This is a genomic window from Polaribacter sp. P097 (assembly GCF_036864555.1).
Classification (GTDB): domain Bacteria; phylum Bacteroidota; class Bacteroidia; order Flavobacteriales; family Flavobacteriaceae; genus Polaribacter.
In genome coordinates, this window is sequence record NZ_JAZETJ010000003.1 from 66,498 (window position 1) to 81,345 (window position 14,848).

Annotated in this window: 10 protein-coding genes; 4 read left to right on the forward strand and 6 right to left on the reverse strand. The window is 31.1% G+C overall.

Annotated elements, in window-relative coordinates:
- Nucleotides 1-64 precede the first annotated feature (64 nt).
- Both guaA and V7R38_RS12015 read left to right on the forward strand, forming a co-directional pair.
- Nucleotides 65-1,600: a glutamine-hydrolyzing GMP synthase gene (guaA, locus tag V7R38_RS12010; RefSeq protein ID WP_334058768.1), complete on the forward strand. Its 1,536-nt coding sequence runs from the start codon at nt 65-67 to the stop codon at nt 1,598-1,600.
- Complete coding sequence (locus tag V7R38_RS12015; protein ID WP_334058770.1) at nt 1,591-3,219, forward strand: LysM peptidoglycan-binding domain-containing protein; 1,629 nt, start codon at nt 1,591-1,593, stop codon at nt 3,217-3,219. The genes guaA and V7R38_RS12015 overlap by 10 nt, the downstream gene beginning before the upstream one ends.
- Before the next feature lie 66 nt (nt 3,220-3,285).
- Here the strand turns inward: V7R38_RS12015 and V7R38_RS12020 are convergent, their stop codons facing one another.
- Together V7R38_RS12020 and ccsA are read right to left on the reverse strand one after the other, a co-directional pair.
- Nucleotides 3,286-3,801 carry a DUF2892 domain-containing protein gene (locus tag V7R38_RS12020; RefSeq protein WP_334058772.1) on the reverse strand — a complete coding sequence of 172 codons (516 nt, stop codon included), beginning with the start codon at nt 3,799-3,801 and terminating at the stop codon, nt 3,286-3,288.
- A gap of 58 nt (nt 3,802-3,859) precedes the next feature.
- Nucleotides 3,860-7,063: a cytochrome c biogenesis protein CcsA gene (gene ccsA / locus V7R38_RS12025; protein WP_334058773.1), complete on the reverse strand. Its 3,204-nt coding sequence runs from the start codon at nt 7,061-7,063 to the stop codon at nt 3,860-3,862.
- A 102-nt stretch (nt 7,064-7,165) separates the two neighbouring features.
- On the opposite strand from ccsA, the gene V7R38_RS12030 reads away from it, so the two are divergent.
- Nucleotides 7,166-7,741, forward strand: coding sequence for a hypothetical protein (locus V7R38_RS12030; RefSeq protein WP_334058775.1), 576 nt, complete (start codon nt 7,166-7,168; stop codon nt 7,739-7,741).
- 59 nt (nt 7,742-7,800) lie between these two features.
- Here V7R38_RS12030 and V7R38_RS12035 read toward each other — a convergent pair whose 3' ends face one another.
- The gene (locus V7R38_RS12035; protein ID WP_334058777.1) at nt 7,801-9,168 is read right to left on the reverse strand and encodes an NAD-dependent succinate-semialdehyde dehydrogenase; all 1,368 of its coding nucleotides are present in this window, start codon (nt 9,166-9,168) and stop codon (nt 7,801-7,803) included.
- Between the two features lie 4 nt (nt 9,169-9,172).
- Nucleotides 9,173-10,828, reverse strand: a complete 1,656-nt coding sequence (locus tag V7R38_RS12040) for an acetolactate synthase large subunit (RefSeq protein WP_334058779.1) — start codon at nt 10,826-10,828, stop codon at nt 9,173-9,175.
- 190 nt (nt 10,829-11,018) lie between these two features.
- Between V7R38_RS12040 and V7R38_RS12045 the strand changes: the two genes are divergently transcribed.
- Nucleotides 11,019-12,740: an FAD/NAD(P)-binding protein gene (locus V7R38_RS12045; RefSeq protein WP_334058780.1), complete on the forward strand. Its 1,722-nt coding sequence runs from the start codon at nt 11,019-11,021 to the stop codon at nt 12,738-12,740.
- On the opposite strand, the gene V7R38_RS12050 is transcribed toward V7R38_RS12045, so the two are convergent.
- On the reverse strand, nt 12,735-13,511 hold the full coding sequence (locus V7R38_RS12050; protein WP_334058782.1) for a TIGR03915 family putative DNA repair protein: 777 nt from the start codon (nt 13,509-13,511) through the stop codon (nt 12,735-12,737). The two genes, V7R38_RS12045 and V7R38_RS12050, sit on opposite strands and share 6 nt — an antisense overlap.
- Nucleotides 13,512-14,774 (reverse strand): putative DNA modification/repair radical SAM protein, encoded by a 1,263-nt coding sequence (locus tag V7R38_RS12055; RefSeq protein WP_334058784.1) that lies wholly within the window; start codon nt 14,772-14,774, stop codon nt 13,512-13,514.
- Nucleotides 14,775-14,848: the final 74 nt, after the last annotated feature.

Here is a 14,848-nt window from a genome sequence, read left to right on the forward strand (position 1 = left end):
AAAAGTTTGTAAAATTCTAATATGTATATATGCTAAATCTAATATCAAAATATTATTTTTGCGCATGCAACAACACAACGTACTTATTTTAGATTTCGGTTCGCAATACACTCAATTAATTGCGAGAAGAGTTAGAGAATTAAACATCTATTGTGAAATTCATCCTTACAACCATTTACCAGACAATGTAGATAATTTCAAAGCGGTAATAATATCAGGTAGCCCTAATTCAGTTAGAGGCGAGCTAGTATTACATCCAGATTTATCTGCAATTAGAGGTAAAAAGCCAATGTTGGCAGTTTGTTATGGAGCTCAGTATTTGGCTCACTTTTCTGGAGGAAAAGTTGCAGAATCTAATACTAGAGAATATGGTAGAGCAAACTTATCTTACATTAAAAAAGACGAAAGTTTTTTTAGAAATATAGTAGAAGGTAGCCAAGTTTGGATGAGCCATTCAGATACAATTAAAGAATTACCAACCAATGCAGTGTTATTAGCAAGTACTTCAGATGTAGAAAATGCTGCGTATAAAATAGAGGGTGAAACTACTTACGGAATTCAATTTCACCCAGAAGTGTATCATTCTACAGATGGTAAACAATTATTAGCAAATTTTTTAGTTGATATAGCAGGTGTAGCACAAAACTGGACACCAGATTCTTTTGTAGAAAGTACAGTAGATGCTATCAAAGAAAAAGTAGGTAATGATAAAGTAGTTTTAGGGCTTTCAGGTGGTGTAGATTCTTCTGTAGCAGCTGTTTTATTGCATAAAGCTATTGGCAAAAACTTGTATTGTATTTTTGTAAATAACGGACTTTTAAGAAAAAATGAGTTCGAAAGTGTACTAAAACAATACGAAGGAATGGGATTAAACGTTAAAGGTGTAGATGCCTCAGAACGTTTCTTAACCAAATTAGCAGGTTTAAGTGATCCTGAAGCAAAGAGAAAAGCCATTGGTAATACATTTATTGATGTTTTTGATGATGAAGCGCATCAAATAAAAGATGTAAAATGGTTGGCTCAAGGAACTATTTATCCAGATGTTATTGAATCTGTTTCTGTAAACGGAGGGCCTTCAGCAACTATAAAAAGTCATCATAATGTTGGTGGTTTACCAGATTTTATGAAGTTAAAAATTGTGGAGCCATTAAGAATGATTTTTAAAGATGAGGTAAGAAGAGTAGGTGCATCAATGGGAATTGATAAGCAATTGTTAGGCAGACATCCTTTTCCAGGGCCTGGTTTGGCCATTCGTATTTTAGGAGATGTGACTGCAGAAAAAGTTCGTATTTTGCAAGAAGTAGATGCAATCTTTATTAATGGTTTAAGAGAAGATGGTTTGTACGATAAAGTATGGCAAGCAGGTGCAATGTTATTGCCTGTAAACTCAGTTGGAGTTATGGGTGATGAAAGAACCTACGAAAAAGTGGTAGCATTAAGAGCCGTAGAAAGTACTGATGGAATGACTGCAGATTGGGTAGATTTACCTTATAAATTCTTGCAAAAAACATCGAACAAAATAATCAATCAAGTAAAAGGTGTAAACAGAGTAGTGTATGATATTAGCTCTAAACCACCTGCAACTATAGAATGGGAATAACATATATGAAGCATTTAAAGTTTTTTGTTTTCTTATGTATTTTAACGTTTACAGTTTCTTGTGGACAACAAAAAAAATACATACAGTATAAGGTTAAAAGTGGTGATACTATGAGCAAAATTGCTCAGAAGTTGAACATGCAAACTAAAGATTTAATTCGTTTAAATCCAGATGTTGTGAATGAACCCAAACCAAATACTTTTATTGTTGTTCCAGAAAACAAGCTAAACAATTTTAAAAATAAGGTAGAGGCTAACGAAGAGAATATTACTGATATTTCTTTAGATACAGAAATTACCTTAGATAGTTTAAACGTAAATAATGAGCTTACAGACGATTTAAAAAAGATGTTTGTAATTTATGAAGTTCAAAAAGGCGATACTTTTTACAGTTTAACCAATTTGTACGACGTAAGTAAAGAGCAACTTTTAATTTTAAATCCTGAGTTAAAAGAGGGTTTAAAAGAAGGAATGAGTTTAAAAATTAAGCGAATTTCTAAGGTTGTAAATGCTGATGAGTTTATGTATTTAGATTACATTAAACCAAAACAAGAAATAAAAGCAGCTTTGCTTTTACCTTTTAGAGCCAATAAATTTGAAGCGGATACGCTTGAATTAAAAGACATATTTGCTAAAAATGCTACGCTCGTAAACATTGCAACCGATTTTTATTTAGGTGCAGAAATAGCAGTAGATTCTTTAAGAAGTAGAGGTGTAGCTGTTGAATTGAATGTTTACGACACTGGAAACAGAAGAAGTAATCAATTTAATAGCATTATTGCTCAAGAGAACTTAAATAAGAATGATGTAATCATTGGTCCTTTATATTCAGAAGAGGTACAAACTTTGGCTTCTAATGTTAGAACTCCAATTGTATATCCTGTTTATTCAGATGATCAAGCCAATTTCTATTCTTCTAACATCATCAAAACTTCACCAGACAAAAGGGTTTTTAGAGAAGAACTAGAAAGTTATATCAAAGAAAATTTAATTGTAGGTAATGTTATTATTGTAAGCGATGAGAAAGCTTCTTCAATACTAACAGCAAACAAAATGAAAGCTTCTTTAGAATCTGGGGCATTCATTAGCAATGTGCATGTATTATCTCCAACAGAAGGATTCATTCAGAAAGATCGATTTTTAGAAGTATTACAACCAAACACAAATAACTGGGTTGTCATAGCTACAGATAAAAATATAGTAGTTTCAGACGTAATTAATAGTTTAATTAGTTTACCAGAAGAAACTACAGCAAAGGTATTTACCTTTAATAAAGGTAGAGTTTACGATAATGTGGATAACAGAAAATTAGCAAAATTAGGATTTACCTTTGTAAGTGATGATTTTGATGATACCTCGTCTTTAGCTTCTAGAGTTTTTAACAAGCAGTTTAAGAGAAAAAACAATACATTACCTTCTTATTATGCAACAAAAGGTTTTGACATTACTTTTGATATTTTAATGCGATTGGCTTCTGGTAAAGATTTAAAGAAAACATTTGATGAAGGTGTTTCTCAACGAGTTGATACACGATTCGATTATAGAGATAGCAATACCGAAAATAGAGGTTTGTATATTGTACAATACAATCCAGATTTAACACTAACAAGATTAAAATAATCTTGAGTGTAAGACATAAAAAAATCCGCTTATAGCGGATTTTTTTTATGTGTTAAAATATGAAACTTAGATTTTCTTCATCTGCTGTTTCATCATGGTCATTTGTTCTTTTAGCATTCCATGTTTGTCTAATTTTTTAGCTTCTGCCATTAAATTAGTTGCTTCACGCTTTCTTCTTTTGGTCATAGCTATACCTGCTAATTGCAATTTTGCCATGGCTAAATCATGATCCATAGCCAAACCTAAACGTACTGCTTTTCTTAAATACTTTTCAGCTTGAGTCATGTTAGTTTGACTAAGCATAATACCATGTAAATAGTTATAGTAACCTTGTTGCTTAGTAGTTAAAGCAGCCTCAGGATTTTTAATGTAACTCAACCATTTTTGAGCTGCAGGAAAGTTTTGCTTACGCAATTGTAAAAACGCTAATAAAATAAACTCATTCTTAAAATATAGCAATACAAAAATACCTGCCAATAAAAGAATTGAAATTCCATTTAAAATATTTCCTTGCGAAAATTCATAAACTGCCCATACAGAAATAAGGGCTGCTAATACTAACTTTATATTTTTATTAAACATTGTCTGTTTTTAGTGATTAAAATTGAAATGCAAAAATACATTTTTATAAGAAATAGCCTTACTTCTTATAGTATTTCTTGTACTTAAACCAAGAAAGTGTTCCTAAAATGATTACAAAGCCTACAGAATAGTAAACAGAACTTGGTGTAATTACACGATCTCCACTTGCATAAGAGTGTAATCCAGATAAATAAAAGTTTACTCCAAAGTATGTCATCATAATAGATGCATAGGCGATAATCGTCCATAAGTTGAAGGTATATCTACCTCTTAAACCAGGAATTAAGCGCATATGTAATACAAAAGCATATACCATAATTGAAATTAGAGCCCAAGTTTCTTTAGGATCCCAACCCCAATAACGACCCCAACTTTCATTGGCCCACATACCACCTAAAAAGTTTCCTATGGTTAGCATTACCAAACCAACAGTAACAGCCATTTCATTAATAATGGTAATCTCTTTAATATTAAGATCCATTTTTTTCTTGTTGTTTTTATTGGTGAATAGAATTAAAAACAAAGAGAAAATTCCAAGAATCATACCTAAAGTTAAAGGCCCATAACTTGCTACAATGATAGATACATGCACCAATAACCACCATGAATTAAGCACAGGTTGTAGGTTTGCAATTTCTGGATCTAACCAGTTCATACTTGCTGTAAATAATATAATTGAGGTAATGAAAGTGGTTGCTGCAATGGTTAATGCTGATTTTCTTCCTAAATAAAATCCGAAAAGCATGGTTGTCCAGGCTACATAAATAATAGATTCATAGGCATTACTCCAAGGTGCATTTCCACTAATAAACCATCTTGCAATTAAACCTCCAGTATGTAATAAGAACAATCCAATTGTTAGTCCAATAAGAACCTTTACTACATAATTAATCCATTTTTTAGAACTAAAAATTTGTGCAACTACAAAACCAATAAGTAATAAACTCATAAAGCCATAATAACGAACTAACATTTTAAAGATGTTGTATTTATTGTAGGCAATTTCAAGTTCAATTTTATCTTCTGATGGATAAACTTCTGCACCATAGGTTTTTTGGAATTTTTTAATTCCGTCTAAAACTTGATTCGCTTTTGTATAATCGTTTGTTTTTTTTGCAGTTTGTAATAACTGAACATATAATGGAAGCGATTTACGTACAAAAATGGTGTCTGCAGCCTTAAAACCTTTTTCCATTAAAGTTTCTGGTTGAGAAATCCATTTGTTGTTTTCGTCACCTGGAATAGGGTAAATTTTTAAAATTCCACCTCCAATAGCCGAATACAATAAACCAACTCTTCTATCAATTTTAATTAAATCTTTTTCAAATTTATTTTGCACATTTTTTTTCTGAGCTTCAGCCACTTGCTCACGAATTAAATATTCACCTCTATTTGTAAAAAAGTCCGATAAACGAGCATAGGTTGTAGTATCAGCAAGACCTAATTGCTCACGAATTTTCATGTTTTCTTCTTCTAAATAAACAGAAGGAACTTCATACCAAAGTCTAGAGTTTTCTATGATTGATAGTAAAACCTGACTTGGTTGCATGCCATGCAACGTTTCTGCCTGGCTTACTTTACGAACTAATTCTGAAGCAAATGTATGTGCAGGTTTCATTCTACCTCCTGCATCTTGAATTACAAGTTTATTAAACTCCTCTGCATGTTCTAAAGATATTTTATTGGCTTGTAAAATAGAATCAATCTGTGCATTAGTAATTCTATTTACCTTATGAGGATCTTGTTTTTGAGTAACAACCTCTGTTTTGGCTGGCTCATGCACATGATTTGGGTCTGAATGATCATGCTCTGCATCTTGAGCAATGCCAAAAGAAGAAATAAACAATGCAGTGATTAAAGACATTGTTGTTTTTTTAGTTCTAATCTTTTTTAGTGATTTTTTTAAGGTATCAAAACGAGTATGTTTAGCAAAGAAAATACAAATCATACCTGTATACAATAAAGAATATCCTAAATAGGTAATGAATGTACCCCACCAATCATGATTTACAGATAAGTGTGTTTGCTCTCTTTCTCCTGATAAATCATAGCTCGATTGAAAAAACTTATACCCTTTATGATCTAAAATATGATTCATAAAAATGCGGTAATCAAAAGATTCTTCATTGTCTATGACAGTTACCTCACTTGCGTAAGAAGCTGCACTTTCTGAACCTGGATATTTTTCTAACTGAAAGTCATTTAGTTTAATACTAAATGGTGCATTTAAAATTTTAGCCCCATACCACATTCTAAAATTTAAACCCTCTAACGTAAATTCTTGTGAATTGTCTACATTAAATTTACCACCAGTTAATTCTACTCTTTTGGTTTGGTCATTTGTAGTTACATCAACCACAATAACATCTAATTTTTCATCGTCTTTAGCACCACTTAAGGTTTTCATGATTCCTTTTTTAGGGAATTCAGGCACTACAAATGGCAATTCTGCAACATTGTACAATGAACGTAAATTAAATTCCTGTACACTGTCCTTTTTAACAACACCATCTGTTAAAGTGGCCATTATTTTATAATTACCATCAAATTTTGTTTTAATTTTTAAAGAATCATTCCTTTTAAAAATGTTTATAGAAGCATTGCCATCTTTAGCATTGTAGCCTACTAAAATATTGTGGATATTAGAAACCGTTCCAGATTTTATGTAATGTTCATGTCTATTTCCACTAGAAGATTCTACCAAGAATAAATATTCAACACCATTTTCATCATCTACTAATTTTTGCTCTGCCCAAGGAATATAGTCTACCAAATCAATTGAATAATCTGTACCCTTAAAATCGTCTGAGTAAGACCAAGAATTAGAACCCCAAGCACTTAATAAAATAGGTTCATGTACATTTTTTTGAACTTCATTATTATCAACAATAACATTTACGTAAGTTGTTTCAGATAAAAACGTGTTTGTAGTTTCACCTTCATCAATTAGCATAATACCTTCGTAACCTATATATCTGGTTACTGCAGCACCAATAATTACAAATAAAAAGGCAATGTGAAACATTAAGGTTGCCCACTTTTCTTTTTTATATAATCTGTATCTAAAAATATTACCAAAGAAGTTGATGACAAACAGCACCATTATTACTTCAAACCACCATGCATTATAAACTAAGGCTTTAGAAGTTTGCGTTCCATAATCGTTTTCAATAAAAGTGGCAACACCCATTGCTACAGCAAATAGGATGAATAAAATTGCCATTAAACGTGTAGAATAAAGGAAGTTTAAAAAGTTTTTCATAAGAAAAAAATAAGCTTTTATAAGAGTTACAAATTTAAGCATAAAAGCACAAAAAAAGGGCTAGATAACCCTATATTTAAGTATTAAAAATGAATTTAAATTATGAATAAAAATCATATAATTCCAGAGGAAATTAGAGCGCGAGTAGAAGTTGCTTTGCAATACTATCCTCAACTGGATGATATACATATAGAGTTTAAAATAAAGAAGAATATTAAAAAATCTACAATGCAGGCTAGACCTACTTTTGATAGCTTTTTTAAACCTAAAGAGAAACGTAAATTTTTAATTTTAATTAGTAAAAAATTTAAAATTTCTGATAAAGAATTCTCAACACTAGATATACCAGATGATATTTTTATTGGTTGGATAGGTCATGAGTTAGGTCATATAATGGATTACCAAGATCGAAGTAAGTTGAACTTAATTTGGTTTGGATTAAAATATTTGTTTTCTGAAAATCATATTGTAGAAGCAGAGAGAGCTGCAGATAGTTTTGCTGTAAAATACAAAATGGAATCATATATTTTAAAAACAAAAAACTTTATTTTGAATCATGCTGAAATTTCTGAGGTATATAAAGAGCGAATGCGTAAATATTATTTATCTCCTGAAGAAATTATGTTCTTAGTTGAAGACAGAGATAAAATGGCTGAGAAAATTGAAAAAGCATTATAATATTCTAAAATTTACAAAAGAAAAAAAACCTTTGCAACAGCAAAGGTTTTTTATGGTTATTAGTCAATCCAAATGGATTTCGTATTCACAAATTCTTTAATTCCGAAGTCTGATAATTCTCGTCCATAACCACTATTTTTAATTCCACCAAAAGGTAATCTTGGATCTGAAGCTACTAGTTTATTTACAAAACTATTTCCTGCCTCTAATTGTAGTGCAATTTTTTCTCCACGTTCAGAGTTACCAGTTACAACTCCAGAACCCAAACCAAAGGTTGAGTTGTTAGCTAATTCAATGGCTTCCATTTCATTTTCAGCTTTAATTACGGAAGCAACTGGGCCAAATAATTCTTCATCAAAAGCAGTCATTCCAGGTTTTAAATCGGCTAATATGGTTGCAGGATAGTAAGCACCTTTTTGGTTTGGAACTTTACCACCCAATATTAGTTTACCACCTTCTTTTATAGTTTTTTCTACTTGTTCATGTATTTCGTCTCTTAAATCTACTCTAGCCATTGGGCCATAATAAGCATCTTCATTGGTGGGTTCATCCATTTTAGCTTCTTTCATCTTTTTTGTAAAAAGCGCTAGAAAATCATCATAAATTTCTTCTAAAACAATAAAACGTTTTGCAGCAATACACGTTTGACCATTGTTTTGAAGCCTACCATAAGTTGCTAAATCAGTTGCTTTTTCTAAATCTGCATCGTCTAAAATGATGTAAGCATCACTACCTCCTAATTCCAATACTGTTTTCTTTAAGTTTTCTCCTGCAATTTTTGCTACAGACCTTCCTGCAGGTTCACTACCTGTTAATGTAACAGCTACAATATTTTTATCTTCTATAATGGCTTTAATATCATCTGATTCTACATTTAAGTTGGTAAAAACTCCCTCAGGAAAACCAGCCTTCTTAAAAGCTTCTTCTAAAGCAAATGCACAACCTTGCACATTAGAAGCATGTTTTAAAACACCTGTATTACCTGTCATTACTGCTGGTGCAGCAAATCGAATTACTTGATAAAATGGAAAGTTCCAAGGCATTACAGCCAATACAACTCCTAAAGATTGATAAGTAACATAACTCTTTTTAGCTTCGGTTTCTATGGGTTCATCAGCCAATAATTCGTCAATATTTTCTGCATAGTATCTACAAATTCTTGCACATTTTTCAATTTCACTTCTAGATTGCCCTATCATTTTACCCATTTCTTGAGTTGCTAATTGCGCATATTCTTCTTTATTTTCTTCAAAGATATCAGCCAATTTGCTCATTAGTCTAGAGCGCTCTTCAAAAGAGGTTTTCTTCCAACTTTTATATGCCTCACTTGCTTTATTAACTTTTGTTAAGGCTTCTTCTGTATTTAATCTATTATAGCTTGCAATCTCTTCTTCAGTTGCAGGGTTTATTGTGGTTACTTTTTTCATAAGTCTAGTTTTTAGTTTTTTCTTTTAATAATACGTTTAAAATTTTATGATTTAAAGAGTAATCTACAGCCAAATCAATTACATGAACACCTTTTGTATTCAATGTTTTTTCAAAAATATCTTGAAAGTCTTCTACAGATTTTGGTCTGTAACCATGGGCTCCAAAACTTTCTGCATACTTTATAAAATCTGGATTTTGATATTCCAATCCGTATTTTGGGAAACCTTCTCCTTCTTGTTTCCATTCAATCATTCCATAAGCGTTATCATTTAAAATGATAACCACAAGATCTAATTGCATTCTAATGGCAGTTTCTAGTTCTTGTGAATTCATCATAAAGCCACCATCTCCATTTACAGAAACTACCTTTTTATTTGGGTATAATTCTTTGGCCATAATTGCAGAAGCAAAACCAGCACCCATTGTTGCTAATGCATTATCTAACAAAAGCGTATTTTGAGCGTAAGTAGGATAATTTCTTGAGAACCAAATTTTATAAATTCCATTATCTAGAGTAACAATATCTTCATCGTTTAAAATATCTCTTGTAATTTTTACCAAACGTTGAGGTAAAATAGGAAAACGATTATCTTCTTCATATTTTGATAAATGATTGGCAACATTTTTCTTTACGTTTAAAAAGAAATCTGTGTTCCATTGACCAGCACAAGGTTTTAAAGCATTCATCAGCTTTTCAATACTATAAGCAATATCACCAATAACATTTAGTTGAGGAAAATACACCTCGTTAATTTCGGCTGCAAAAAAGTTAATGTGAATTACTTTTCTTTTATCATTTGCATCCATAATAAAAGGTGGCTTTTCTATTGTATCATGACCAACATTTATAATTAAATCAGCCTCTTCTATAGCTTCATGTATAAAATCGTTAGATGAAAGTGCAGCAGTTCCTAAATACAATTCATTTCGTTCATCAATAATTCCTTTACCCATTTGTGTATTAAAAAACGGAATTTTTAAGGTGTTTACAAATTTGGTAAGTGCTTCACTTGCCCTCTTTCTGTTAGCGCTTGCACCAATAAGCAATAAAGGTTTTTTGGCTGCACTAATCATTTTTTCTGCATTAGAAATGGATGCTAAGTTTGCAGATGGTATTTTAGAATGTACAATATTGAAAAAGTGAGGTTTTGCTACTTCTTCTTTACAAACATCTTCAGGAATTTCTATATGAACTCCACCAGGTCTTTCTTCTTGAGATAAACGAAAAGCTTCTCTTATAATAGCTCCAGAATTTTTACCATAGGTAATTTGTTTAGAGAACTTGGTTAAAGGTTGCATCATTTCTAAAATATCTACAATCTGAAACTTACCTTGTTTACTTTCTTTAATTGGTTTTTGGCCTGTAAGCATCACCATTGGCATTGCACCTAATTGCGCATAAGCAGCAGGTGTCATTAAATTTGTTGCTCCTGGGCCTAATGTAGACATACAAACTCCAGATTTACCAGTTAACCTTCCATAGGTGGCTGCCATAAAACCTGCACCTTGTTCGTGTCTCGTTAAAATTAGTTTTATTTGGTCTGATTTTCTTATGGATTCTAATAAATCTAAATTTTCTTCTCCTGGTAATCCAAAAATATATTCTACACCTTCATTTTCTAAAGCCTGAATTATAAAGTCTGATGTTTTCATTTTCATGTGTAAATTTTCCTCTAATTTAAGAAATTTTGAGTTCAAAAATTTTATTAGGAAGTACAAAAAAGTGTTAATTTTAAAGGATTACAGAAGATTTTGGTCTTTTTTTAGATGCGTTCAATTAATTCTGAATTGAGTTAATTTTTTAAAAAAGTATCAGCTATTTTTGATTAATTTTTCTTAAAATAAATTCATGAAAAAGTTAGCAATAATTGGTTTTGGACCTAGAGGATTACATGCTCTAGAAATGCTTTTTTTAGAGCTATCTAAAAAAAATAAATCAGATATAGAGGTTCATATATTTGAGAATGAAGATGAATTGGGTGCAGGACAAGTTTGGAACACAAAACAATCTGCAGTAAACTGGACTAATATTACAATTAGGGCACTTAAAAATTTGGAAGGAAGACCAGAAATAAATTTTGATAACCTAAAAATCCCAGCTTTTCCTTCTTACATCAACTCACTATCTGCAGAAGAAAAAGAAGCTTTAAAACATTTGCCAGACCAATTTCCTCCCAGAAGAGACATAGGAAAGTATTTAAAAGAAAGAGCGCAATCAATTGTAGAAATATTGCAAAAGCACAACTTGGTAAAAATGCATAAAACCTTTGTAACTCAAATTAAGTGTGTAGATACTATTTTTGAGTTAGTAGGTTTAACTGGAGATATCTATAAAAGTGATGAGATTTTGTTAACCATAGGTCATCAACCAACAAAACTTTCTGAAGACCTGACATCTTTTGAAGTGGATAGTTTAGAAAGCAATAAAACTTTCTTTTCTGAAACGTATCCGATTTATAAAATAATTAAATCAGATGCTACAAGTACAGCTAAAAATATTGCAATTAGAGGTTTTGGTTTGGCAATGATAGAGGCTATAAGAGCTTTAACTGTAGAAAAAGGAGGGAGGTTTGAAATTTTGAATAAAGATACATTTGCATCAAAATTCATTACCTCTGAGAATGTTGCTGAAAAAATTATACCTTATTCTTTAGATGGTTTGCCAATGGTTCCTAAGCCTTTGAATAAAGAAATAGATCATCAATTTAACCCATCAAAAAAGCAAAAAGAAAGATTTAAAAGTGTTGTATTAAAATATGCTAATGGAAAATTGAAAGCAGAAAATGCAAACTTCTTAAAAGAATTATTTGCTGAAATAGGAGTAGCCGTTTACAACACATTAGAAAATAAGATTGAATGTTCTGATTCCTCAGAAAACTTAATAAAAACCTTGTTGATGTGGTTTGAAAATCAAAAGCATAAACATGAGTGTTTATTAAATACAGAAAGAAATACTATTTCGTTACTAACTAATTATGTAAGCATGGCTGCCAACGAAATTGAAATTTCTTTAGATTTTTGTGTTGGCCAAGTAATTAGGCATTTACAACCCACTTTATACGCAGCTTTTTCACATGCAGCAGTGGAAGACTCGCTTTTTGCAGATGTCATTCAGTTTGATGAAATGATGAAAAGGTATTCTTATGGGCCACCCATAGAAAGTATGCAACAGTTAATAGCCTTGCATGAAGCTCAAATTTTAGATTTTAGGTTTGTAAATGATCCAAAAATTACAACCCATACAGATTATTGGACGTTTGAAAAAGGTGATACTAGATTAAATTGCGAGGTTGTTATAAACAGCGTTTTAAGTGCACCTAAATTGTTAGAAGTTACAACACCATTAATCATGAATTTATTAAATGATGAGCTATTACAGCCTGCGCATTCTAAGTTGGGTATAGAAACAAATTCAGATGCTACTATTGTTTTAGATGACGAAAATAAAGAAATTCCCATTGCTGTTTTAGGAAGATTGGCAAAAGGAAGTGTTATTGGGGTAGATGCTATTTTAGAATGTTTTGGGCCAAGAATTAAAGATTGGGCTAAGGGATTTGTTAATAGATTATAAGTTAGGTTGTTTTTCACTTAAATATTTCCAATAACGTTTAGGAACATGTCTTACATGCAATTTCATGTTTTTACGTTCTTTAATATTTGTGCTGTCAAAATAGTCTTTCCATAATTTTTGAAAATGAAATTCTTCATCACTAAAAAAGTCTGTATCAGTTTTCGTAAAATCGAAATTCTCAGGGAATTCCATATTCATAAACTCTAAAGATTTTAAATCGTAATGCAAACCATAATTTCTTTTAATATCGTAAATAACCCACTTTTGATCTGCATATCTGCTTTTAAAATGCTTTGCAATTAATGGTAAAACATTAAAATCGGGTTCAATATTTGCAAAGTAAATGTTGTCTTTAGTGAGTTTAAAACGAACAAAAGCTTCCATTCTATGCTTTTCTCTGCTTACATTTTTTGCAATTTGAGAGGTTTTTAAAACACTAGGCTGCGTAAAATCGGTATCTACTTTTTGTGTACTGTTAAATATATATTGAATGTAGTCTAGCAATACATTTTCTACTTTGGGTAGTTCACTTAAAAACGCGTAATAGATTTTAGTAGATGATTTTATTGATGCTTTACTTTTTAGGCCTTTCCAAACACGATCTGACTTTTGCTTATCTGTACTAATAATTTCATGTTCATCAAACAAATTATTTTGTTGTACAAACTCATTTTGAATGGTTACTTGTTGTAATTTGTATTCAAAAACGTAAAAAACACAAGATAAAAAACCTTCAAAACTACAATCGTAAATTAAAGTTTTGGGTTGCATTTAGCTAAAAAGATTTAATTGAGGGCTAAGTAATTTATCGTATTTACTGTTAGAATTTCTTAAAATATTTGCTTTAATTTTTTCTGCGGTTAAATCTCTTCGTTGAAATTGATTGCTATCACAAACTAAAAAATATTGCGCTCTGTTAAATGCAATACCTATTTTTTTGAGATGATCCCAATTTAACCTTCTGTATTTTCTTGCCATTAAAATTTTAGATACAGATTTCATACCAACACCAGGAATTCTAGCCAACATTCTTTTATCAGCCTTATTTACATCCACAGGAAACTCGTGCAAATTGCGCAGAGCCCAACTCAATTTAGGATCGATATCTAAGTCTAATTGCTGGTGATTTTGATTTACAATTTCATTAGTTTGAAATCCGTAAAAACGGGTTAGCCAATCTGATTGATACAATCTATTTTCACGCAACATTGGTACTTCACTTCCAATAGAAGGTAATCTATCATCATAAGAAATTGGCACGTAGCCAGAATAATAGACTCTTTTTAAGTTGAAGTTTTTATAATAATGTTCTGCCGTTTTTAAAATTTGGAAATCATTTTCTCCACTTGCACCAACAATCATCTGTGTACTTTGACCTGCAGGAGCGTATTTGGGTGTACTTTTTATAATTTTCTTTTCACTTTTGTATTGAATAATTTCACTCTTAACCTTTTCCATAGGTTTTATAAAATCATCAAAATTCTTGTCTGGAGCTAATAATTTTAAGCCGCTTTTTGTAGGGATTTCAATATTTACACTTAATCTATCTGCGTACAACCCTGCTTCACGCATTAATTCATCTGAAGCACCAGGAATGGATTTTAAATGAATATAACCATTGAAATTTTCTTCTAATCTTAACTTTTTGGCAACTGCTACCAAACGTTCCATGGTATAATCTGCACTTTTAAAAATACCTGAACTTAAAAAAAGACCCTCAATATAATTTCTTCGATAGAAATTAATAGTTAAATCAACTACTTCCTGAACTTTAAAAGCAGCTCTTTTTACATCGTTACTTTTTCGAGTTACGCAATAAGCGCAATCAAAAATACAGTAATTGGTTAATAGAATTTTCAGCAAAGAAACGCACCTACCATCTTCTGTGTAAGAATGGCAAATACCCATTCCTGTAGAATCTCCTAAACCTTTATTTTTATTAGATCTTTTGCTACCACTTGAAGAACAAGAAACATCATATTTTGCAGCGTCTGCTAGTATTTTTAGTTTCTCTAAAGTGCGTTCAAAAGACATAAGTTGCTATTTTTGAGTGATTTAGGCTTTAGTTTAAAATGATTAAAGCTAATTTGGTAGTGTAGTTAAAAATA

Coding starts and splice junctions, on each gene's coding strand:
- guaA (WP_334058768.1), top strand. CDS start 65: ATGCAACAACACAACGTACTTATTTTAGATTTCGGTTCGCAATACACT.
- V7R38_RS12015 (WP_334058770.1), top strand. CDS start 1,591: ATGGGAATAACATATATGAAGCATTTAAAGTTTTTTGTTTTCTTATGT.
- V7R38_RS12020 (WP_334058772.1), bottom strand. CDS start 3,801: ATGTTTAATAAAAATATAAAGTTAGTATTAGCAGCCCTTATTTCTGTA.
- ccsA (WP_334058773.1), bottom strand. CDS start 7,063: ATGAAAAACTTTTTAAACTTCCTTTATTCTACACGTTTAATGGCAATT.
- V7R38_RS12030 (WP_334058775.1), top strand. CDS start 7,166: ATGAATAAAAATCATATAATTCCAGAGGAAATTAGAGCGCGAGTAGAA.
- V7R38_RS12035 (WP_334058777.1), bottom strand. CDS start 9,168: ATGAAAAAAGTAACCACAATAAACCCTGCAACTGAAGAAGAGATTGCA.
- V7R38_RS12040 (WP_334058779.1), bottom strand. CDS start 10,828: ATGAAAATGAAAACATCAGACTTTATAATTCAGGCTTTAGAAAATGAA.
- V7R38_RS12045 (WP_334058780.1), top strand. CDS start 11,019: ATGAAAAAGTTAGCAATAATTGGTTTTGGACCTAGAGGATTACATGCT.
- V7R38_RS12050 (WP_334058782.1), bottom strand. CDS start 13,511: ATGCAACCCAAAACTTTAATTTACGATTGTAGTTTTGAAGGTTTTTTA.
- V7R38_RS12055 (WP_334058784.1), bottom strand. CDS start 14,774: ATGTCTTTTGAACGCACTTTAGAGAAACTAAAAATACTAGCAGACGCT.